This is a genomic window from Citrobacter sp. EC_71 (assembly GCF_019584005.1).
GTDB lineage: Bacteria > Pseudomonadota > Gammaproteobacteria > Enterobacterales > Enterobacteriaceae > Citrobacter > Citrobacter werkmanii.
On record NZ_VDAY01000011.1, the window covers coordinates 61,552 to 84,988 of the forward strand.

20 protein-coding genes, 1 tRNA gene and 1 pseudogene are annotated in these 23,437 nt (G+C 46.8%); 20 read left to right on the forward strand and 2 right to left on the reverse strand.

The window, feature by feature from the left end:
- Positions 1–33: 33 nt before the first annotated feature.
- Complete coding sequence (gene dinB, locus FHD02_RS13705) at positions 34–1,089, forward strand: DNA polymerase IV (protein WP_137360657.1); 1,056 nt, start codon at positions 34–36, stop codon at positions 1,087–1,089.
- 102 nt (positions 1,090–1,191) lie between these two features.
- On the opposite strand, the gene pepD is transcribed toward dinB, so the two are convergent.
- Complete coding sequence (gene pepD, locus FHD02_RS13710; RefSeq protein ID WP_220393973.1) at positions 1,192–2,649, reverse strand: cytosol nonspecific dipeptidase; 1,458 nt, start codon at positions 2,647–2,649, stop codon at positions 1,192–1,194.
- 261 nt (positions 2,650–2,910) lie between these two features.
- Here pepD and gpt point away from each other — a divergent pair, with 261 nt between their 5' ends.
- The 3 genes from gpt (at position 2,911) to crl (ending at position 5,173) form a co-directional block, all read left to right on the forward strand.
- A complete protein-coding gene (gene gpt / locus FHD02_RS13715) occupies positions 2,911–3,369 on the forward strand; it encodes a xanthine phosphoribosyltransferase (protein ID WP_003031380.1) in 459 nt (152 codons plus the stop codon).
- A gap of 100 nt (positions 3,370–3,469) precedes the next feature.
- Positions 3,470–4,714: an esterase FrsA gene (gene frsA / locus FHD02_RS13720; RefSeq protein ID WP_137360659.1), complete on the forward strand. Its 1,245-nt coding sequence runs from the start codon at positions 3,470–3,472 to the stop codon at positions 4,712–4,714.
- Positions 4,715–4,771: 57 nt separating this feature from the next.
- Positions 4,772–5,173 (forward strand): sigma factor-binding protein Crl, encoded by a 402-nt coding sequence (gene crl / locus FHD02_RS13725; protein WP_061383058.1) that lies wholly within the window; start codon positions 4,772–4,774, stop codon positions 5,171–5,173.
- A 56-nt stretch (positions 5,174–5,229) separates the two neighbouring features.
- Here crl and phoE read toward each other — a convergent pair whose 3' ends face one another.
- Entirely contained in the window at positions 5,230–6,285 is a 1,056-nt protein-coding gene (gene phoE, locus FHD02_RS13730; protein WP_042310379.1) for a phosphoporin PhoE, read from the reverse strand.
- 289 nt (positions 6,286–6,574) lie between these two features.
- Here phoE and proB point away from each other — a divergent pair, with 289 nt between their 5' ends.
- From proB to FHD02_RS13810, 16 genes and pseudogenes are all read left to right on the forward strand, one after another.
- Positions 6,575–7,678, forward strand: a complete 1,104-nt coding sequence (gene proB, locus FHD02_RS13735) for a glutamate 5-kinase (RefSeq protein WP_003031373.1) — start codon at positions 6,575–6,577, stop codon at positions 7,676–7,678.
- A gap of 11 nt (positions 7,679–7,689) precedes the next feature.
- Positions 7,690–8,940: a glutamate-5-semialdehyde dehydrogenase gene (gene proA / locus FHD02_RS13740; RefSeq protein WP_220393974.1), complete on the forward strand. Its 1,251-nt coding sequence runs from the start codon at positions 7,690–7,692 to the stop codon at positions 8,938–8,940.
- Between the two features lie 280 nt (positions 8,941–9,220).
- Complete coding sequence (locus FHD02_RS13745; protein WP_220393975.1) at positions 9,221–9,940, forward strand: Crp/Fnr family transcriptional regulator; 720 nt, start codon at positions 9,221–9,223, stop codon at positions 9,938–9,940.
- A gap of 594 nt (positions 9,941–10,534) precedes the next feature.
- Positions 10,535–11,122 (forward strand): common pilus major fimbrillin subunit EcpA, encoded by a 588-nt coding sequence (locus FHD02_RS13750; protein WP_042310373.1) that lies wholly within the window; start codon positions 10,535–10,537, stop codon positions 11,120–11,122.
- Positions 11,123–11,174: 52 nt separating this feature from the next.
- Entirely contained in the window at positions 11,175–11,852 is a 678-nt protein-coding gene (locus FHD02_RS13755) for a hypothetical protein (protein WP_220393976.1), read from the forward strand.
- A 58-nt stretch (positions 11,853–11,910) separates the two neighbouring features.
- A complete protein-coding gene (locus FHD02_RS13760) occupies positions 11,911–14,403 on the forward strand; it encodes a CS1-pili formation C-terminal domain-containing protein (RefSeq protein ID WP_220393977.1) in 2,493 nt (830 codons plus the stop codon).
- A gap of 10 nt (positions 14,404–14,413) precedes the next feature.
- Entirely contained in the window at positions 14,414–16,021 is a 1,608-nt protein-coding gene (locus FHD02_RS13765) for a hypothetical protein (protein WP_042310368.1), read from the forward strand.
- Complete coding sequence (locus FHD02_RS13770; RefSeq protein WP_061383053.1) at positions 16,018–16,713, forward strand: fimbria/pilus periplasmic chaperone; 696 nt, start codon at positions 16,018–16,020, stop codon at positions 16,711–16,713. The genes FHD02_RS13765 and FHD02_RS13770 overlap by 4 nt, the downstream gene beginning before the upstream one ends.
- 648 nt (positions 16,714–17,361) lie before the next feature.
- Positions 17,362–18,809 (forward strand): annotated as a pseudogene (locus FHD02_RS13775) (EAL domain-containing protein).
- Between the two features lie 178 nt (positions 18,810–18,987).
- The gene (locus FHD02_RS13780; protein ID WP_220394001.1) at positions 18,988–19,452 is read left to right on the forward strand and encodes an isoprenylcysteine carboxylmethyltransferase family protein; all 465 of its coding nucleotides are present in this window, start codon (positions 18,988–18,990) and stop codon (positions 19,450–19,452) included.
- A 165-nt stretch (positions 19,453–19,617) separates the two neighbouring features.
- Positions 19,618–19,693: transfer RNA gene (locus tag FHD02_RS13785), tRNA-Thr, on the forward strand.
- Between the two features lie 175 nt (positions 19,694–19,868).
- Positions 19,869–21,083, forward strand: a complete 1,215-nt coding sequence (locus FHD02_RS13790; protein WP_129329191.1) for an integrase arm-type DNA-binding domain-containing protein — start codon at positions 19,869–19,871, stop codon at positions 21,081–21,083.
- Between the two features lie 326 nt (positions 21,084–21,409).
- Positions 21,410–21,610 (forward strand): AlpA family transcriptional regulator, encoded by a 201-nt coding sequence (locus FHD02_RS13795; protein WP_129329192.1) that lies wholly within the window; start codon positions 21,410–21,412, stop codon positions 21,608–21,610.
- 148 nt (positions 21,611–21,758) lie between these two features.
- Positions 21,759–22,043, forward strand: coding sequence for a hypothetical protein (locus tag FHD02_RS13800; RefSeq protein WP_129329193.1), 285 nt, complete (start codon positions 21,759–21,761; stop codon positions 22,041–22,043).
- A gap of 72 nt (positions 22,044–22,115) precedes the next feature.
- On the forward strand, positions 22,116–22,418 hold the full coding sequence (locus FHD02_RS13805; RefSeq protein WP_220393978.1) for a hypothetical protein: 303 nt from the start codon (positions 22,116–22,118) through the stop codon (positions 22,416–22,418).
- A gap of 68 nt (positions 22,419–22,486) precedes the next feature.
- The gene (locus FHD02_RS13810) at positions 22,487–22,726 is read left to right on the forward strand and encodes a DNA-binding protein (RefSeq protein ID WP_129329195.1); all 240 of its coding nucleotides are present in this window, start codon (positions 22,487–22,489) and stop codon (positions 22,724–22,726) included.
- The last annotated feature ends 711 nt before the right edge of the window (positions 22,727–23,437 follow it).

A 23,437-nucleotide genomic window follows, 5' to 3' on the forward strand; every position in this document is an offset into this window, starting at 1 on the left:
GTATACTTAAACAGTATTGTGGGGAGGCGAGTGATGCGCAAAATCATACATGTTGATATGGACTGTTTTTTCGCGGCGGTGGAAATGCGTGATAATCCAGCCCTACGCGACATTCCCATCGCTATCGGCGGCAGTCGTGAACGCCGGGGGGTTATCAGCACTGCCAATTACCCGGCGCGTAAATTTGGCGTGCGTAGCGCAATGCCGACCGGAATGGCGTTAAAACTGTGTCCGCATCTCACGTTATTGCCTGGTCGATACGAGGCTTATAAAGAAGCCTCCCGCCAGATTCAGGCGATCTTCTCCCGTTATACCTCACTGATTGAACCTCTTTCGCTGGACGAAGCCTATCTGGATGTAACCGACAGCGCTCACTGTCACGGTTCCGCCACGCTGATAGCGCAGGAGATCCGCCAGACGATTTTCAACGAGCTACAGTTAACCGCCTCCGCCGGGATTGCGCCGGTCAAGTTTCTGGCAAAAATAGCCTCCGATCTCAATAAGCCCAATGGGCAATATGTCATTACCCCCGCCGATGTTCCTGAATTTCTCAGAACGCTGCCGTTAGGGAAAATACCCGGCGTTGGCAAAGTTTCTGCCGCTAAGCTGGAAGCGATGGGGTTGCGTACCTGCGAGGATGTTCAAAAATACGACCTGGCCATGTTGCTCAAACGTTTTGGTAAGTTTGGTCGCGTGTTGTGGGAACGCAGCCAGGGCATTGATGAGCGTGACGTCAACAATGACAGACTGCGCAAATCAGTCGGCGTCGAGCGTACGCTGGCAGAAGATATTCATGAATGGGCTGAATGTGAGGAGATCATTGAGCGGCTTTATCCTGAACTGGAACGACGTCTGGCAAAGGTAAAACCGGATCTGTTGATCGCCCGGCAGGGAGTAAAACTCAAGTTTAATGATTTTCAGCAAACCACGCAGGAGCACGTCTGGCCGCGCTTAAGTAAAGATGACTTAATTGCGACGGCGCGCAAAACCTGGGATGAACGTCGGGGAGGGCGGGGCGTGAGGCTGGTGGGATTACACGTTACGCTGCTGGATCCACAGCTGGAAAGACAGCTACTGCTGGGGATTTGACTCTGATGTATTGCCGGATGGCGGCATAAACGCCTTATCCGGCCTACAAATCAGCATGTAGGCCGGATAAGCGCAGTGCCATCCGGCATTTATTACAGAGACTTACTTCGCCGGAATCGACTTCAGCAGTTCAGTGAGAAGCGTCCAGTAGTGGCCGACGCTTTCAATATGAACTTGCTCATCCGGGGAGTGCGGACCGGTGATGGTTGGCCCGATGGACACCATGTCCATCTCCGGATACGGTTTCTTGAACAGGCCACATTCCAGACCGGCGTGGATAATCTGGATGTTCGGCGTTTTGTTGAACAGACGCTGATAGGTTTCGCGAACCAGGTGCATTACCGGAGAGTTAGCATCCGGCTGCCAGCCAGGATAGGCGCCTTTGGCTTCGGTTTTGGCGCCGGCGAGCTTGCCCAGTGAATCCAGCATGCTTACCACGTAGTCTTTACCGCTGTCGATCAGCGAGCGAACCAGGCAGTGGATCTGTACATTATCGTCAGTCATGGTCACGACACCGACGTTCAGGGAGGTTTCCACCACGCCTTTCGCCACGTCGGAATTGCGGATCACGCCGTTTGGAGTGGCGTTCAGCAGACGAACAAAGCTATCGCGAGACTGCGCGGTCAGCGCGGCTTTATCGTTGGCGACAGCATCCAGAAGCAGAGCCAGATTCTTCTCTTTGGCTTCCAGTTCGTTTTTCAGGATCTCCTGGTAAGTGTTAACCAGCGCTTTTAACGCATCAACCTTATCAGCAGCCACGGCGAGGGTCGCAAAGGCTTCACGCGGAATCGCGTTGCGCAGCGTACCGCCATTGAAATCAATCAGACGCAGATCCAGCTCTTCAGCGTGGCCCGCCAGGAAGCGTACCAACAGCTTATTCGCGTTACCGAGACCCACGTGGATTTCGCCGCCGGAGTGACCGCCTTTCAGACCTTTTAAGGTCAGTTTAAAGCTCTGGAAACCAGCCGGAACCGCTTCACGGGACAGCGGCAGATTTGAGGTAAAGTCGATACCCCCTGCGCAACCCATGTAGATCTCACCTTCTTCTTCAGAGTCGGTGTTGATCAGGATATCTGCTTGCAGCCAGTTTGCCTGCAGACCGAACGCGCCATCCATACCCGCTTCTTCGGTCATGGTTAGCAACACTTCCAGCGGACCGTGTACCACGTTGTCATCCGCCAGGACGGCCAGCGCGGACGCCATACCGATGCCGTTATCCGCACCCAGCGTGGTGCCACGAGCTTTCACCCAGTCGCCATCAATATAAGGCTGGATAGGATCTTTGGTGAAGTCGTGCACGGTGTCGTTGTTTTTCTGCAGGACCATATCCAGGTGCGCCTGCAGAACAACCGGTTTGCGGTTTTCCATGCCAGCAGTGGCAGGTTTGCGAATCAGGATGTTACCGACCTGGTCGCGCTCGACGTGAAAACCTTTCTCCTGGGCCCAGCTCAGAATGTGTTCAGCGAGTTGCTCTTCATGGTAGGACGGATGAGGAATAGAACAGATTTTGGCAAAAATATCCCACAGCGGTTGCGGGGATAATTGAGACAGTTCAGACACGTTGAGTCTCCTTGGCGATGTCCTACAAAACTTGCTTGCAGGGCACGGGGTTAGCTGAATAAAAAACACCACAAGTCAGGCTTGCGCGATGCGATTGAGAATACCACTTTCTCCGCTGACGGCTAGCATAAAGCATGCAAAAAGAGGCGTGGATTCCGCGAAACACTAGTTTTTAGTGCGTCAGATCTCTATAATCTCGCGCAACCTGGTTCACCCTCAATTTATTAATTAGCCGTAGATAAACAGGCTGGGACACTTCACATGAGCGAAAAATACGTCGTCACCTGGGACATGTTGCAGATCCATGCACGTAAACTGGCAAGCCGCCTGATGCCTTCTGAACAATGGAAAGGCATTATTGCCGTTAGCCGTGGTGGTCTGGTGCCGGGCGCATTGCTGGCGCGTGAATTAGGTATTCGTCATGTCGATACCGTATGCATCTCCAGCTACGATCACGACAACCAGCGCGAGCTGAAAGTGCTTAAGCGTGCTGAAGGCGACGGTGAAGGTTTTATCGTCATCGATGACCTGGTTGACACCGGCGGCACCGCAGTTGCGATCCGCGAAATGTATCCTAAAGCGCATTTCGTCACTATTTTCGCAAAACCGGCAGGACGTCCGCTGGTAAATGATTATGTTGTTGATATCCCTCAGGATACCTGGATTGAGCAGCCGTGGGATATGGGCGTAGTATTTGTCCCGCCGATCTCTGGTCGTTAATCAACACCGTTTTCAACGCCTGGCTATGCCGGGCGTTGTTCTTTATTAATCCCCATCAGGTTACACTATGCCTTAATGAGTATTCATGGAGGCTGCAAGAATGTCACAAGCTAACCTCAGCGAAGTCCTGTTCAAACCCCGCTTCAAACACCCTGAAACGTCTACGCTGGTTCGTCGTTTTAATCACGGCGCGCAGCCGTCCGTACAATCTGCCCTGGATGGCAAAACAATCCCGCACTGGTATCGCATGGTGAATCGCCTGATGTGGATCTGGCGCGGCATCGATCCGCGTGAAATCCTCGAAGTGCAGGCGCGTATCGTGATGAGCGAAGCCGAACGCACGGATAAAGAGCTCTATGACACGGTCATTGGCTATCGTGGCGGGAACTGGATCTATGAGTGGGCAAAGCAGGCGATGGTATGGCAACAGAAAGCGTCTATGGAGGAGGATCCGCAGGTGAGCGGGCGCCACTGGCTGCATGCCTCCACGCTGTACAACATTGCCGCTTATCCGCACCTGAAAGGCGATGAGCTGGCAGAGCAGGCGCAGGCTCTGGCCAATCGCGCCTATGAAGAAGCCGCTCAACGGCTGCCGGGCACGCTGCGTGAGATGGAATTCGCGGTCGCTGGCGGCGCGCCGATAACCGGCTTCCTGCATATGCCAAAAGGCGATGGTCCGTTCCCAACGGTACTGATGTGCGGCGGTCTCGATTCCATGCAAACGGACTACTACACCCTGTATGAGCGCTACTTTGCTCCGCGCGGTATTGCCATGTTGACGCTGGATATGCCGTCGGTCGGATTCTCATCAAAATGGAAACTGACTCAGGATTCCAGCCTGCTGCATCAGCATGTATTAAAGGCGCTGCCGAATGTTCCGTGGGTGGATCACACCCGCGTGGCGGCCTTCGGTTTCCGTTTTGGCGCTAACGTGGCGGTACGCCTGGCGTATCTGGAGTCGTCACGGCTGAAGGCGGTGGCCTGCCTGGGACCGGTTGTGCATGCGCTGTTGAGTGACCCGCAGCGTCAGGCAAGCGTCCCGGAAATGTATCTTGACGTTCTGGCCAGCCGCCTGGGGATGCATGACGCTTCCGATGAAGCGCTGCGCGTTGAGCTTAATCGCTATTCATTAAAAGTGCAGGGGCTGCTGGGGCGACGCTGCCCGACGCCAATGCTGTCGGGGTTCTGGAAAAATGATCCGTTTAGCCCGGAAGAGGAGTCGCGTTTAATCACCTCGTCATCTTCTGACGGTAAGCTGCTGGAGATTCCATTCAACCCGGTGTATCGCAATTTTGACAAAGGACTGCAAGAAATAACCAAGTGGATCAATCAGAGATTGTGTTAAAAGTTTGCTAAATTTTATCGATTTGGTAAAACAGGAGCTTCACCTAAGGAGATCGTAATGACGTTACCGAGTGGGCATCCGAAAAGTAGATTGATCAAGAAATTCACCGCGCTTGGCCCGTACATCCGGGAAGGGCAGTGCGAAGACAATCGCTTTTTTTTCGATTGTTTGGCTGTTTGCGTCAACGTGAAACCCGCCCCTGAGAAACGCGAGTTCTGGGGCTGGTGGATGGAGCTTGAGGCGCAGGAAAAACGCTTTACCTACAGCTATCAATTTGGTTTGTTTGATAAAGATGGCAACTGGACGGCGGTGCCGGTGAAAGAGACTGAAGTGGTAGAGCGACTGGAATACACCTTACGTGAGTTTCATGAAAAATTACGTGGGTTGTTAACGTCGCTGGATTTGGCGCTGGAGCCTGCTGACGATTTTAAGGATGAGCCGGTTAAATTAACCGCATAATGAGCAGTAAAATGCCGGATGGCGGCGCAACCCCATCCGGCATTTTTTATCCTAAATCAGAACTGATAAACCATACCGACAGCAACGATATCATCATCGTTGATGCCCAGTTTATTGTCGCTATCCAGCTGGTTGATTTTATAATCGACAAACGCGGACATATTTTTGTTGAAATAATACGTAGCGCCAACGTCGATATAATTCACCAGATCCTCATTGCCGACGCCTTCAATATCTTTACCTTTTGACAGCACATAACCCAGTGACGGACGCAGACCAAAGTCAAATTGGTACTGAACAACCGCTTCGAAGTTCTGTGTTTTATTGGCGAAGCCGCCGGAAATCGGCGTCATATTGCGCGTTTCAGAATAGAACGTCGCAATATAGATATCGTTAGCATCATATTTTAAACCCGTTGCCCAGGCTTCTGCTTTATCGCCTGTACCGCGAGTTTGCAGATTCTGCTGATTGGTACGATCGGAGTTGGTATAAGCGCCGCTTACGGCGAAATCGCTACCGCCAAAGTCATAGGTAACGGATGTACCAAAACCATCGCCGTTCTGTTTTTTCACATCGCGATCCTGGTTTTTACCCTGATATTGCAGGGTCAGATCCAGTCCATCCACGACGCCGAAGAAGTCGGTGTTACGGTAAGTCGCCAGGCCGCTGGCGCGTTTGGTCATAAAGTTATCGGTCTGCGCAGATGAATCGCCGCCGAATTCCGGGAACATATCGGTCCACGCTTCTACATCGTACAGCGCGCCCAGGTTACGACCATAATCAAACGAGCCAAGATTTTTTAATTTCAGACCGGCAAAGGCCAGACGTGTTTTTTGCTGGTTGGAATCACTTTCAGCTTTATTGCCAGCGAACTCTGCTTCCCAGCGACCGTAACCCGTCAGTTCATCATTAATTTGCGTTTCGCCCTTAAAACCTAAACGGATATAGCTTTGGTCGCCGTCCTTGCTGTCATAATCCGTCATGTAATGCATGGCTTTCACTTTGCCATACAGATCCAGTTTATTGCCGTTCTTGTTATACACTTCAGCTGCCTGTACGGATGCCGACGCCACAATCCCCATCACCACTAATGCCAGAGTGCTCTTTTTCATTTTCATTCCTGATTAAAAGTACGCGCTAATATTCACTGGGTGTGATCCCCGTTAAAAGACAGGAAGGTTTTTAACGTCTGGCAATGAACGTTTTATGACAAAGTAAGAATATTTTTAAAAAAGAGTGTTTTTATGTTTCTGTAATCAATGCGTCAAAATCTGCCGCTACGCTTGCTGATCCTGCGCAATAAAATTTCATGCTTTGTGCGCTGGCTGTTGGCAACCGGGACCAGTCCTGCTAAAACGTTCGTTTGATATCATTTTTCCCAATTTTGAATGGCAGAGAATCATGAGTGACAGCCAGACGCTGGTGGTAAAACTTGGCACCAGTGTGTTAACGGGCGGATCGCGCCGCCTGAACCGTGCCCATATCGTAGAACTGGTTCGCCAGTGCGCGCAGCTTCATGCCGCAGGGCATCGTATTGTTATCGTTACCTCAGGCGCGATCGCCGCCGGGCGTGAGCATCTTGGTTACCCTGAGCTCCCGGCGACGATAGCCTCGAAACAGCTGTTGGCGGCGGTAGGGCAGAGCCGATTGATTCAACTGTGGGAACAGCTGTTCTCCATTTACGGTATCCATATCGGGCAGATGCTGCTGACGCGTGCGGATATGGAAGACAGAGAGCGCTTTCTTAATGCCCGCGATACCTTGCGCGCGCTGCTGGACAACAACATCGTTCCTGTCATCAATGAGAATGACGCGGTGGCGACCGCCGAAATTAAAGTCGGCGATAATGACAATCTCTCGGCGCTGGCGGCGATTCTGGCCGGAGCCGATAAGCTGCTGCTGCTGACCGATCAGCAGGGACTGTTCACCGCCGATCCGCGTACCAATCCGCAGGCGGAGCTGATTAAAGACGTTCACGGTATTGACGATGCGTTGCGCGCCATTGCCGGCGACAGCGTTTCTGGCCTGGGAACGGGCGGCATGGGCACTAAATTGCAGGCCGCAGATGTCGCGTGCCGCGCCGGAATCGACACTATTATTGCCGCGGGCAGCAAGCCGGGCGTGATTGGTGATGTGATGGAAGGTGTTTCCGTTGGGACGCGTTTTCATGCTCAGGCCTCTCCGCTGGAAAACCGTAAACGCTGGATTTTCGGCGCGCCGCCTGCCGGGGAAATTACCGTCGATGAGGGGGCTACCGCTGCGATCCTGGAACGCGGCAGTTCATTACTGCCAAAAGGCATTAAAAGCGTGACAGGCAACTTTTCTCGTGGTGAAGTGATTCGTATCTGCAATCTCGAAGGGCGTGATATCGCCCACGGCGTGACCCGCTATAACAGCGACGCGCTTCGCCGTATTGCCGGACACCACTCACAGCAGATTGACACCATCCTTGGCTATGAATACGGCCCGGTTGCTGTCCATCGCGACGACATGATTACCCGTTAAGGAACAGGCATATGCTGGAACAAATGGGCATTGCTGCCAAAGCTGCGTCATACAAGCTGGCGCTGCTCTCCAGCCGCGAAAAAAATCGCGTGCTGGAAAAAATAGCCGATGAGCTGGAAGCGCAAATGGAAAGCATCCTTAGCGCTAACAAGCAGGATGTAGAACAGGCGCGTGAAAATGGTCTGAGCGAAGCGATGCTCGACCGCCTGGCGCTGACCCCTGCGCGCCTGAAAGCGATTGCTGACGATGTGCGTCAGGTGTGTAATCTTGCTGATCCGGTCGGGCAGGTGATTGACGGGGGCCTGCTGGATAGCGGACTGCGTCTTGAACGTCGTCGCGTCCCGCTGGGCGTGATTGGCGTGATTTATGAAGCGCGTCCTAACGTTACCGTTGATGTTGCCTCCCTGTGCTTGAAAACCGGTAATGCGGCGATCCTGCGCGGCGGGAAAGAGACTTACCGGACTAACGCCGCGACCGTGGCGGTGATCCAAAAGGCGCTGGAAGCCTGCGGTTTACCCGCAGCAGCGGTGCAGTCGATCGACAACCCGGATCGCGCGCTGGTCACTGAAATGCTGCGTATGGATAAGTACATCGATATGCTGATCCCACGCGGTGGCGCGGGCCTGCACAAGCTGTGTCGTGAGCAGTCGACTATCCCGGTCATCACCGGCGGCATAGGCGTGTGTCATATTTATGTGGATGATTCTGCTGAAATCGCTCCAGCGCTGAAGATTATCGTCAACGCCAAAACCCAGCGTCCGAGCACCTGTAATACCGTGGAGACCTTGCTGGTGCATCAGGATATCGCTGAGCATTTCCTGCCTGCGTTAAGCCAAAAGATGGCGGAAAGCGGTGTTACGCTGCACGGCGACGAAATCGTGATGCAGGTACTGCATGGCCCGGCCAAACTGGTGCCGCTGAAACCGGAAGAGCTGGATAACGAGTTTCTGTCTTTGGATCTGAACGTTGTGGTGGTCGAAAATATGGATGGTGCTATCGCGCACATTCGCGAACACGGCACCCAGCACTCAGACGCTATCCTGACGCGCACGCTCAGCAACGCCAACCGTTTCGTGAATGAAGTTGATTCTTCTGCCGTGTACGTGAATGCTTCCACCCGTTTTACCGATGGCGCCCAGTTTGGACTGGGAGCTGAAGTGGCGGTGAGTACGCAAAAACTGCACGCGCGTGGCCCAATGGGACTTGAAGCACTGACCACCTATAAGTGGATTGGCTTCGGCGACGACACGATTCGTGCGTAATTGAAACCGGGTGATGCAAAACAGGCGTTTAATTCGCAAAGCCATACAAGCATCACCCGGTTTGTTTTAACCTTCTTCGCCGTATCCGCGTTTGTTTTCAGCTCTGCGTTTTTAATCATCCGCAGCAGACCCGATTTACTTATATTCTCGTTTGCGCCAGAAAAGCGAACTATCACAGAATTTTCCCTGTCAGGCATGAATTTTCCTGGTCTGCGGTTCACGTATTGTTCCCAACGCTTGTTCTATTAGAATCAGTCTCATTTTTATGAGGAGTTATTGCGTGAAATCGGATATTCACAAGCTTAGTATTCCTGTTGTGCCGCTCGGCAATCCGTTCCCACCCCGCCATTGTTCGCTGTGTCCAAAGGGAACGGCTATTGATCGTGATAATGAGTACAAGTTAATAGACAAAAGAAGGAAGTTTAAAGCAGGTGAGATTCTCGCTCGGCAGGATGAAGCCGCAGAGATGCTTTTTGTGATTCATGAGGGGTATTGCAAGTCCAGCGTGGAATGTGGCGATAACGTTTTTATCAGCCGCTTTTATGTTCCAGGGGATATCATGGCGCTGGATGCTGTCGAAGGGAGAACGTATCTGACCACCATCAGGGCTGCAACGACTGCGGAAGTTTGCCATATCGACATCGCGCGGTTGTTCAAGGTCGCAGAGAAGGATCCTTCAGTTGCCGCAGCAGTCATCAAGTTTCTGTGCAGAGATAATGGGTTCATTGTTGAGAAATTGCGGCGTTATGCGAATAAACACGCGGAGGCCAGAATCGCCGCTTTCCTGGTGGAGTTTTACGAGATGCATTTGCGTATTGGCAGACCGGAAACGACGCTTCGATTGCCTTTTTCCCGGGAAGAAATTGCCAGTTATCTCGACCTTAAAATTGAAACCGTCAGCCGCTCATTAAAATCACTCGAACAACAGGATTTGATTACCATACATCGGGTACGTACGGTAACACTTAATAGTTACCTTGGTTTGAAAAGCTTCATCTAATTCTCTCCTTTATGCACATAATTTTTATCTGGTAATACCAGGAATATTCTTTTTATATGGAAAATTCTTGGTATTACTTGTGTGAAATAATTATCAATTCGAATATTAATCCTCCAGACTTGTGCTTTGTTTATAAGAATATTCCCCTTCAAACGAAAGTTTTATGAGAATTTTCTTGTGAAGGATAAATTTTAGCAAAATTGCAACAAAGAATAAGCATTCTGGATGAAATATGGATGTTTTGATTATCTTTATGTTTTGTAAGGATTTTGGTATGAATTTATTTGTATGACATTTTTGATAAATATCAAAAACATAAAAAAGATGAATTGATTGCTGTGACTTATTTGTTTGGGTGATAATTCTGGAGCGAGGCTTGTTTTGAGTAAATATCTCTTAGGAAACTTCTTAGAGGTCTTTTTTTGTGGGAAAATTCTTAGTCTTTTATAATTTCTGCGTTTCAGGGTTTGTTGAGATGTTACTTAATTCAAATGATAATTTTGGGGCGCGGCAATTCTGGCTCGCAATAATGGAACCGCTGGAGTGACTTAATAATAAGACTCGGTGGTGAGTTTGTTCTTAGGAGAAGATAAAATGAAAAAATTATTATTAGTGACCTCTCTGGCTTCTGTATTTGTTGCGGCAAATGCAATGGCGGATGTTACTGCTTCTGCAACAGCCTCGTGGGATGCGACGGCAACAAAAGATACCTCCAGCATGTTGGTTGTCACCCCGCTGAATTCTTTAACCTTTCAGTATGCGGAAGGTCTGAATGGCTTCAACTCCCAGGATGGCGCATTTGATGTGACCATTCAAGGCCAGGAGACCGCCACTGATTTTGAACTGACTGCTCAGATTGTTAGCAATACTCTGACTAACGCCAGTGGCGATGCTTCTACCCTGAACGTCGGGGTGGCATGGAATGGCACCCCGCTGACTAATTCATCAGATACCGTCCTGGTCAACTCCAGCTCGACTTCTGGTCTTGAAAGCCTGATGGCTGATGGCGCTTATAATGGTGCTGCTCGTGTCAGCGATCAATCCAACTTCAAATTCACCATCGCGTCAGCGACTTCTGATGGTACCCAGGCAGTAACGGATTACTCTGCCCTGCCGGACGGCTATTGGACTGGCGATGTAAAAGTACAGTTCAATGCAACCTGGACGACTCCGTCTGCCTAAGCAATAAAGATTCGGGAGAATATTTTCTCCCGAATTTATCAGGAATGGTGTCATGAAAAAATATTTACCGGCAGCAATGTTGGTAGGGTTAGTAACATCTTTTTCCAGTTGGGCAATTAATGTCGGTGAGATTACATCGATAATGACTTCTGCTGAGAGTTCATTATCGAAAGAAATTGCCAATACGACAGATTCGGCACGTTATGTCAGTGTTTCGGTAAAACAATTGTCATCACCTTTGGCGAGTGGTATCGAAATAAAGCCTGTTAATTCTGGAGAGTTACTTTCTACACCTGCCAATCTTATTCTGCCTGGTCAGGCGAAGGATGTATTTCGTTTCTTCTATAAAGGACCTGCAGATGATGTCGAGCGTTATTATCGTCTGCAATGGATTGATGAACCGGTCACCGAGAGCGCAGAAACCCGGGCCAATAAAATGGCTGTTGCGACAGCATCCGCTGAAATTGGCACTATTTTGGTGGTGGCGCCGCGAAAGGAGCGTTTTGAATATAGCCGACATGGCGATGTTATTACCAATACCGGCAATGTTTCGTTTCGTGTGATCGCCTATGGAGCATGTAAGGATAAGGCCCGCGATCGGGGACGAGGCTGTCGCGAACGTTATTACATTATGCCGGGTACGAAAATAAAATTACAGTTTACCGACATTAGCAATAGCCGTTCACGGATCGGTATCTGGCACGGTAAACAGTTTATTACAGTGAAGTGATGGTCGATTGCAGCCATCTGTACGGGATAAATAAAAATACCGGAATGTAAGGATGCATATGACAACAAATAATATTGTCGGCGGTAGCTTTTGTCTTTTTCTTGCGCTGACACCAGGATTTTCACATGCAGCCCCAGTAAAAGTGGGTAATTACGTTATTCCCAGCGCTTTCGCCCGTTCACTGGAGCAGGGAATGACGGTGCCGGTATATATTCGTTACAACGAGACTGACGAGAAAAGTCAGCAAAAAATTGCCGATGCGGTTATTGCGCTTGTTGATGGCAATATTACCGTTAAAGCCCTGACGCTTGCTGAATTGCCCAATAATGCGGTGCTCTCTGAGAAAACCCGCGCGATGGTGGAAAAAATTCGTGATGTGAAATTTCATGACAACACGAATATTGAACTGTCAGATGATGTGCGCCTGCAACTCAATGTCTCTTCATTTCACCTGGAGATGATCGTCAGCAAAGATGCGTTAACTGAAGCGATTGTCGCACGCAGCAGTCTGCTCGGGCCTTCCAGCGTGGAGACGCTCTCCAACATCCTGAATTATAACTTCGGCACTTACTACAACGACTATCGTAACGGCAGTAGCACCCGCAGTTATCTGACGATGGACAATACAACATCGCTACGTGAACACCACATCAACATTAACGGTTCGTTTTACGGCATAGGCGATAGCAATAGTACCAGTAAACTCTATCGGGCGATGTATGAGCGCGATTATAACGGGTATCGACTGGCGCTCGGGATGCTTGACACCTGGAATGTCCAGTCTATTGCCAGCCTGAATGCGTTGAATGGCGGTAAAATTTACGGCGTGAGCTACGGAAACAAAGGAAATACGGTGGTTGAAAACACCGCGCTTTCACTCACGCCGATTACCGTATTTTTGCCAGCAGCTGGCGAGGTTCATGTCTTTCGTGACGGGCGATTGCTCAGCGTGCAGAACTTTAATATGGGCAGCTATGAAATTGATACCAGTCGTTTTCCGTATGGAGTTTATGACGTCACGGTAGATATCGTGGTCAATGGCCGGACGATTAATAGTCGTATCAGCCGGGTTAATAAAATCTTTGCCCGCCAGCAGGCTGCTGGAATTGATCAGCTCTCGTGGCAGTTTTTTGGCGGCTCACTGGATTATGATCGGGTGAGCTATAAGCGTAACCATTATCGTGATTTGGGCAGCGAGCAGACATGGATTGCCGGCGGGGCCGCATCGGTAACGCTGGCGATATTGTCGGGGTTAGGTCTGAAGTCGACGATCTACGGTTTTGACAACAATGCGGTCAATGAAACGGATGTCACACTCAATGTGAATGAATACGTCAGCATTGGCGCTCAGACGCTGGTAGCGAACGATTCGTCATGGCGAAACATCAGTAACATTAATCTCAATGTGCCTGAGGGGTATGGTTCTCTTTGGGCATCTCGTGAAGACAGTAAAATTGGCGATCGTCTGCCGGTGCAGGAACGTGACAATTATTCTATTGGCGGCACGCTGAACCTCGGAAAGTTTATTCCTCATGGCGGTTCGCTCACCGTGAGTCAGACGGAGAATCGTTATTCCGGCAATAAATACCGTAACCTTGATTACAGCACTACTCTATATTCTGGCAGGTATGCCTCGGTTGGACTGCGTGCTGGGATCCAGCGTTATTACTACAACAACCGAAATGACGATGGGAGACAGGAACGTTATGTCAGCCTGGATTTATCGTTGCCGTTGGCTTCCTGGCTGAGCATGGGGGTCTCCCGGGATCGCTATGGCAGCACCCAGGGGAATCTCAGCGCGCGCAAGCAGTATGCTGAAGGTCCCATTAAATCGGTCGGCCTGGCGGCGTCAACCCGTCTGAGTGGTGAACAATATTACGACAACAATTATTCGATAAATGGCAATCTGAGTTATGACACGAAATATAACGCCGGTACCGTATCGGTAACGCGTTCCGCGGATAACTCCACCAATATGAACTTCTCTTCTCAAGGCTCTCTGGCGTGGGCTGGCAAAGACTTCGGTCTGAGTAAAGAGAGGCAGCGGTCTGGTGTCATCGTGAAAACAGATTTGACCGGCGAGGGGAAACTGGCTGCGAAGATTAATAATCGTAATTATCTTCTCAGCGGTAAATCCAATTTCATTGCACTCCCGCCCTATGCTCAATACAAGCTGGAGATCCTCAATGATAAGAACTCTGAGGACAGCTTCGATATTGTTTCAGGACGCAAACAGGAACTGACGCTTTATCCGGGGAACGTTGGCGTTATTAACCCTGAAATTAAAAGCATGGTCACCGTGTTCGGGCGTATTCGCTACCCTGATGGGCAATTGGCTGCAAATACCGATATTCATAACCATATTGGTAAAACGCGCACGGATGAAAAGGGTGAGTTTGCTATCGATATTGATAAAAAATATCCGGTCATCACGTTAATTTCAGCCAATGGCAGCGTATGTGAAGCTGATCTTGATCTGGAAAAAGCACGCGGCGCGGCGTGGGTTGGCGAGGTGAAATGTGCAACGCAAACCACCATGGCACAACGATAAGGTATTAATAATGAATAAATCTCTGTCTCTTATTCTCGGGAGTGTCTTCGTTGCGTTATCCCCCTCGGCATGGGCGCTTTCTGCGTCCACTCAGGCGGCTGTGAACAACAATTATTTATTTATAGAAAACAACGTTGATAACGAATATTTTATTACTCCTTCTTCCCTCGATCCCCGTATTAGCGGCTCGAATACTTGGGTAAAATATGGAAATGACCAGGATAGCCTTGGATACATTGGTATCGTTGGTTGGGTAGCTAATACTACATACTACAAGGATATGTGGATTGATAATTCGCCAATCAGCGAACCATTCCGTGGTATTCGTTGCACAACTGGCGCTAATTGTCCGGCATCTGGCTACATACCTGCAGAACTAACCGATCAATTTGGTTTTTATCATACCAAAGCAACCGGAGCGGGGATTGCCGGTGGATACTATGGTTTTGCATCGCTGACTGACTCGGCGTATGAATATTTTCGCAATATGTCAGTCGGTGGCTCAGAGACCTACAATCTCAATTTTTGCAGAACAACGATTGACTATGATTATGCGGCTGGACAACGTTGCAAAGACCAGAGTAGTGGTAATTGGTACATCAGACCCTATACATTAAACAAAAGAGGCCATTTATCTTTAGTTTCTACCAACGCATTTCAGGAGTTGTGGGTCGCCAGCGATGGAACGCCGAGCATCACCAAAGACTCTGGTTATTGTGAACTTGGCGTGGTAGGCGGCACCGATGGTGTGATTTGCAAGATGGTAAGCTATAACCTGCAACAAACGGCTAATCTGACCGCCTCTCTGACGTTTCGAGCTTATGTTGACACAGCAATGCTTGGTTTTACGCCGGGTTCGACTACGGTGAAATACTCCGGGAATGGTTCAAACTGGTATAACTATGGTACTTCAACAGCGTATTACAACGTTTTCACAACGTCTGGGGAATATATTTATATTTTTCTGTCGAAAGCATTTCTGAAAAATCTCGTCGATTCAGGAATCAGCATTACTAATAGTCAACCGTTTACTTTTGGTTTTTATAATGGATTAACACCAGAGTCTGGATATTACCAGTTTACACCTTCACTACAGCTTAATATTGTGCCGAAGGAGTATGGGATCAGTATTATCTCTGCGAATAATACTACTTCTGCAAGCGGCAGCGGTACGATTGGCGATGCCGCTCCGATTGAGATGGATTACACCGTGACTGTCTCCGGACCCCGTCAGGCCGATAGCATTACCGCCCAGGTTATTGGGGATAGTACAACGATAAACAATGTGCCTTATTGCCTGTTTACCTCTACGCAAGGAGGGCTATCCGTCCCAATTCCCGCCTTTCTTCAGTACAACAGTCAGTCGGGGGGCGTGGTACAGAAACGAAACAGCTGTAGTGAGGCGGCAATCAACATGAGTGATGCGCAGTGGCAACAGACGCCCTGGGACGCAAATAACAACGATGATGGAAGCTATTATGCAACTGATTTGAAACTGCTTTTCCCAATGAATGATTCACGTTCGCTGTTAACCGTTTCTGGTGCGGACTGGGAAGGTGTCGTCAGTGCCAGTGGAGAGATAAAAGTCACGGCGAATTGGGTGGGAGTCACGCCATGAATCGCTGCCATTTGGCACTTAGATGGGTATTTGTCTTGCTGTCTGCGCTGACTGCATGCTCTGTACAGGCTGTTTATCTGGAGTCGACTATTTATGAGATGCCATCGGATAAATCGTTTATCAGTAAACGAATCTATAACGATAGCCAGAAACAGAATTTGTACAGTATTAGCGCAGTAAAAATTGATAAACCGGGGCCAGGTGGTGAAAACAGAAGCGCTATTGCCGAAGGCGAACTTTTATTTACACCACTGAATTTTTCACTGGCACCGCAGGCGAGCGAATTTTTTAAGATTTTCTACCGTGGTCCACAGGATGATAAGGAACGTTATTATCGAATTCTGTTTCGCGAAATGCCGATAACGCTGCTTACCCAGCGCAATCAAGGGAAAGGCGGAGCGGCGCTCCCGGTAATCGCCATGGATACTATACTGGTTGTTCGTCCGAGAAAAATCAATCTGGCATACTCGGTTGATGAGAGAAACGGGACACTGAAAAACACCGGGAATACTTTTTTTAAGGTCATCGTACACCGGGGGTGCCATTCAACAGATGATGAAGCCATCATGCGTTATGTGTTACCCGGGGAGACCTGGCATAGTAGTGAACTAAAAACACAAAACAGAAAATTTATAGTTGCCTTGCAGAAATATTTACCTGTGGGGCAGGGGTGCTTCAAACTCAATCGTTAGTATGTATCTTTATAAAATACAGTCATAAGCTCAGAATAGATGAAATTTTTCATACGTACTCAATATTACGGTATTTAAGAGTCAGATTGCATGGGGTGTATAATTAATGATCAGGTTGAGTGTGATTCCACCAGAAAAGCCTGAAGCAGCGTGATATCAAAGATTCGTCGTGCGGCTATCGTCAAAAAATTAAATGATAATGTTCCTGATGATATTACTGAGTAGCTCATGTTAAGCCAGTTTTTTTTCTAATGAAATGTGATCCATATCGCTGGAAATGGTTATGGGATAAGAAATTTATGACATGTGTTCATGGTTTGTCTGGCAGAATAATTTTTTTAGTTACATATGTTGTCGTTTTTTGATTTTATGGTTTTATATTTTGACTTGCTGTCAACGTGAGCGATTTTATTTGTGCTGCTTAGGAATCAGGAATATTCCTTTTTCAACTTTTAAAAGGCCTTACTATTTTACGGGGATACTCATATGGACAGTTGTGATTATAAATTCCTAACCTGCATGAGATAACTTATGGAAAAAGTTAACTCACGCGCCGCCTTATAATTATTGGAGGTTGAAGGTGTTGTACATGCTCTCGTGTATAAAACGAGGGGCCTGCTATGCCATAAATTAAAGTTGGTGATAACTATGAATACGAAAAAGGTTTTTCTTCTCAGTTATGATATTTTCCTTTTCTCAGGAATAAAATCGTGGTTGCCAAATCTGGTGCTGGTTGATGCGCGATCATTTATTTCTGGTACTCAGTCAATTATTCCACGGTATCCATCCTGTTTGCTGATTATCGATAATCGGTTACCATTGTTTCTGGTCAGGAAATGGTTTCAAAGAAATAGTACACAATTTATCAATATAAACTGTATTGTTCTGCGAATGAATGAAACGCGTTCTGTTAATCGAGGGTACGAAGAGTATGCTTTCATTAATGGACGGGAATTATCGGAACAGTTGATTTTTCAGCTAAGAGCCAATTTGATGGCACCCATTGAGGTTGTGGAAGTCACTAAAGGTTCAACGATGTTTACTTTTCATTTGTCTGAATTTGAGGAGGAAATGCTGTATGCATCATTTACAAAAGAAAAATTGCACGATTTTTGTATTGCTAACTCGCTAACCATTAAATCAGTGTATAGATACCGGGAACGAATTACCGCTCGTCTGGGTTTTTCACATTTTAATGAAACTATCATTTTTTAACCAGAAATAATTTATTGCATGATGGTTGTCCGACGAACAGTCATTCTGGTGAGAATGTAATATACGGCGATGCATATGATATCTCAGATTCTGGTCGACTGAGTATGGCAATAAGGAATGAAGAAATCATTCCTTATTTTCAACCCATCGTAAATATCAATGGAGATGTCTGTGGTGTTGAGGTTTTAGCTCGCTGGCCACATGGGCATAACTATGCAATTTCTCAACGTGAGTTTATACCACTGGCTGAAAAAAGTGGCTTAATGAATGAGTTAACGAGCTATTTAATGACTACCGTCGCGCGTAATCTGGTCGATGGAAGTGAGGATATCAATAAAACTCTATTTGTCTCTTTTAATGTCAGCCCATCAGGTTTAAGTAATCCCGTTTTCTATTGGGAATGCCTTAACTTTATGGAGATAACACAAAGGCTACCGATTAAATTGATGATTGAAATAACCGAAAACCAGACGCTCACTATTACTCCTGCCATCAAAGAGCTGATACGATCGCTGCGAAACAAAGGGGTTTTGTTTGCTTTAGATGATTTTGGGACGGGATATGCTAACCTTTGCTATCTCAATGAGTTAGACCTGGATGTTATAAAAATTGATAAAACTTTCATCAAGGCTATTAAAGATGTTGAGCAACATATCCCTATGCTCGAGTCAATCATTCACCTTTCTGGACTCCTGGGATTACGTATGGTGGCGGAGGGGGTTGAACATGGTTATCAGCAGCAATGGTTAGGAAAAAATAATGTTGATTACCTACAGGGTTATCAATTTTTACCGCCAGTGATGTTTGATGATTTTATGCGTTTTTACAAGCAGTCGGTAGGTCTATTTGAATCAGCGCCGGATTCCACTTTCTCATCATGAAACCTGACGGGAACATCAGGGGCGTATGCCTCTGATGCCAGTATTTTTGCCGAAGTTAGTACTACAGAGTCTGCCTGGTGAAGGCGATAGCCTGTTGTGAGTGAAACATCGTTTGTCTATGTGTTTTTTACAGGGTATTTATAGCGGTATCAGCGTTCATCAAGCCGGTTCAGTCGTTATGCGTCATTTCCTGCGAAAATTAAGAGTCTGGTTTCCGCCACCACTCATCTTAGTACTTTTCCTCGCAGCGGATGCGATGACGGCGAGTCCACGTTTCATATTCGGTGCGGTGAATATCGTGATCAGCGCATTACTGACCAGCGTCAGTCTGTGGGTGATACTGCATACCGCGTGGCAAATGCTAATGAAACGCACGACGCTGAACCCGCTTCATACGGAAAGAACGACCACGCTTGTTACCGAAGGTTGTTACGCCTGGAGCCGCAACCCTATTTACCTTGGAATGAGCGGACTCCAGTTGGCCTTCGCTTTCTGCGTCGGCAGCCTCGCCGGGATACTGGCTGTACCATTATTTATGCTGGTGATAGCCAGATTGCATATCGATTTTGAAGAAGAACAGTTGCGAAAACATTTCGGGCCGGAATGGGAACGCTATGAGCAACGGGTTCGTCGTTGGCTATAGTCATAACCAACCGTGTACAAGCGTTCTTGTGTTGACACGATTCGTGCGTAATTGAAAGCGGATGATGCAAAAATAGGCGTTTGATTCACAAGGCCATTGACGCATCGCCCGGTTAGTTTTAACCTTCTACCCCGTGTTCACATTCGTGGACATGTCCTTTTCAGGGCCGATATAGCTCAGTTGGTAGAGCAGCGCATTCGTAATGCGAAGGTCGTAGGTTCGACTCCTATTATCGGCACCATCCTCCCTATTTTAACGTCTCCCTAAGTCTACTCAAACACCCTTTAAACCCTTATAATACGCGATTTAACGGCCCTTATTGTCTCTGCTCGTCTACTCACGTTCATAGAAATCTACGGTGAGTTGGGGGTATCAATGGGGGTATTCGCTGTTCGGTTTAAAGGAGATACCCCCAGATGAAGCTCAATGCCAGACAGGTGGAGACTGCCAAACCCAAAGAGAAACCCTACAAGATGGCTGATGGTGGTGGCCTCTACTTATTGGTTAAAACCAACGGGTCACGCTACTGGCGTTTAAAGTATCGTATCGATGGAAAGGAAAAGTTATTGGCGCTGGGGGTATATCCCGATGTGTCCTTGGCTGATGCCAGAGCAAAACGTGATGAAGCTCGAAAGGGTATTGCTGGGGGTATCGATCCTTTAGAGGTGAAAAAAGAACAAAAAGTTGAGCGTGAAGCGCAGGTCAAAAACACCTTTCAAGAAATTGCGCTCGAATGGCACAACATGAAAGTGAAGAAATGGTCTGCAGGGTATGCCTCTGACATTCTTGAAGCGTTCAACAAAGATGTTTTCCCGTTCATTGGTCAACGCCCTATCGCAGACATCAAGCCGTTGGAACTGCTAAACGTGCTGAAAAAGATGGAAGACCGAGGCGCGACTGAGAAAGCCAAGAAAGTGCGTCAACGCTGCGGCGAAGTGTTTCGCTACGCTATCGTCACAGGCAGAGCCGAGTATAATCCCGCGCCTGATCTCACCAGTGCCATGCAGGGGCATGAGTCTACACATTATCCGTTCCTGACAACTGAAGAGCTTCCTGCTTTCTTTAAAGCCCTTGCTGGCTACTCTGGTAGTGAACTGATGGTGCTGGCAGCAAGATTGCTGATCATTACTGGCCTGAGAACAGGTGAATTGCGCGGTGCGTTATGGTCAGAAATCGATACCAAGAAAGCGCTATGGGAAATTTCCGCTGAACGCATGAAAATGCGCCGTCCCCATATCATCCCGCTCTCTACCCAAGCCTTAGCCATCATCGAACAGATCAGAGCGATGACGGGGCAATTTCCTTTACTGTTTCCGGGACGCAATGATCCCAGTAAGACCATGAGCGAAGCCAGTATCAATCAGGTATTTAAGCGAATTGGTTATACAGGCCGGGTTACGGGTCACGGCTTCCGTCATACCATGAGCACAGTTCTTCACGAACAGGGCTACAACACCGCGTGGATTGAAACCCAATTGGCGCATGTTGATAAGAATGCTGTCCGTGGCACCTACAACCATGCGCAATATCTCGATGGTAGACGCGAGATGCTGCAATGGTATGCCGACTATATGGATAGCCTTGAGAAAGGTTTCAATGTGACGCAGGGAACGTTTAATCGGCTTGGGTAAGGATAACTGCTGATGAATGAAGGGCTATGTCTTAACGGGCATAGCCCTTTTTCTTGGCTAAAGCAGATAAGAATTAAGTCAGAATTTAAACTGATATTTATTAACTAATTGATTAATATGAAAATTATAAAATACCTTAAAACAGGAAAAAAAATAGCACTTTTTGCCAAATCACTCTATACCCCGCCCAGTGACAGCTCTCCCACCATTTCATCCGTTTTTGTTTAAAAAACACTCAATTCAGGTTCAATTCTGATTTTTCGAGGGTTGAACGTCATAAGCGATCTGCAGATACTACATTCATCAAAACAACAACGGAGAAATATATGACAACAAGAAGACTTATTCGCCTGCCGGAAGTGATGAATAAAACAGGATATAGCAAAGCATGGATTTATCGACTTATTAGCAGGGGCGTATTCCCAGAACCGATAAAGATTGGCATAAGAGCCAGAGCTTTTGTTGAAAGTGAAATCGATGAATGGATTGAGAATATTATTCATTTTTCACGTAAACACGCTGATTAATGAACAATACACTATTAATGCGATGAGGAGGTTTTATGTAAAACGTTAAATGCTGTGTTTTTTACAATACTATAAAATAAAAACCAAAATATTTATGCATTAATAATGCAGGGTATTTTACACTATAAACAAAGAAAAGGAAAAATATATGAATAAGAAAAATAATGGTTTTGATAGGATCGCTACTGAGATGTTTCTATTATCAGCGATGAAAGAGTATTACCGTATTTATTGGGATATAGTCAAAAAAGGGCCCAAAGAGGCATTTAACTTACTTACTGATAATCATCATATGGAAACAGTCTATGACCAAGTAATCGAACGAGCTAAAAAGAGTGTGGCAAAAAATAAGCGCTATCTTATCGATTTCGAAGGGGTGAGAATGGAGGTAATGACGCTGCATACCAAAGCATTAGTGTTAGCCTATATGTAAATCTATTTGGCCCCTCCTTGGGGCTGAAAATAAACTAAATATTAAATAATCATATAAAAGTGAGGGTTAATTATGTCTAAAAATAATAAAGTTAAAAACAAATCTACAAAACTGTTCCTTGATCTTGCTAAAAGATCTTTTGAGGCAAGTTGGATCAGTTTACAAAATGATCACGATGGAGATATAAGAGAGTGTATTCGTGATCATGATTTTATGAGTGCAACTATCATGTGCGTGATAATGCATATTAAAAATAACTTTGAGAGTTTAACACAGAGAGAAGGAAATAATGTGAATATTGACGAGGTTGATCTTAAGGTTATCGCTAATCTGTTGGTAAGGCATTCGTATTTATTTGTTCATAAATCTTTATAGTTTCCTTTGAAGATATATTTGCCCCGTAAGGGGCAGATAAAAACACTTATGACAATAGGAGAAAACTGATGATTGATGAGTTCCACGTTATGTTTATGTATAAAAAAATCCAAGCTGAAGCCGCTACTACTGATATGAAAACACTGAATCAACTATTGAATAATTTTCGAAAAGTGGTAGAGGAACGGCGTGAGGAGTATTATCAGGAAATTGGTGAAAATAAGGTGCGTAAGCTAAAGATGAAAAGACTCCTCAAGTTGATGGCGCGTGATGGTATTTCACCACAGGAACTATGTGACTGGCAGTAGCCAGTCTATAAAAAATATGCTCATTAAGTTCTATCGAAAATTAGTAAGATCGGTGTTTGCGAAAGTTTGATAGTTATTAATATGTAAGTTTTTCATTTGGTTATAAGTGGCTATCGCCACGATCATTAATGAAAAATCCATCATTAGCAGGGGCAAGCCCTGTCCAGCAAAGTGATTGTTGGCGACAATCACCAAGTGCTGCTTTGATAAATGGCTTTTGATCCAATAGGAAAAATATTTGTATATCAGCATTAGGGCGTAGCCGTGCGTCAGCACATGAGCGTTAGCTCATAGATGGTGGGGATTTTCAAAAAAAAGATTTTAGTTAAATAGAAAGGAATAATTAGCAATAAATTATTAGAAACCCTGTATGGCGATCATAAAAATCGCCCGGTTTCTTTTAATCCTCTTAAGTATTATCTCTTACTTCTTGCAAAATTAAGTTAAGACAAAAACGGCCTGTAGCCCTTGGGGAATAAGGCTTGTGTTGGAAAACAACGACTGACTATACGGTCAGTATTACTGACTCTATGGTCAGCATTACTGGCTGCACAGTAAGTTTTCCTGACTCTGTAGTCAGTTCTTATATCATTTTTACGCTAAAAAATGACAGTTATTTAAATCATCGTCACGGGAAAACTTGCGATTTATAAAATATTTTCGCAAAAAAATATGCAAAAAACTTGATATCTGTTTCATGCATGGTATTTA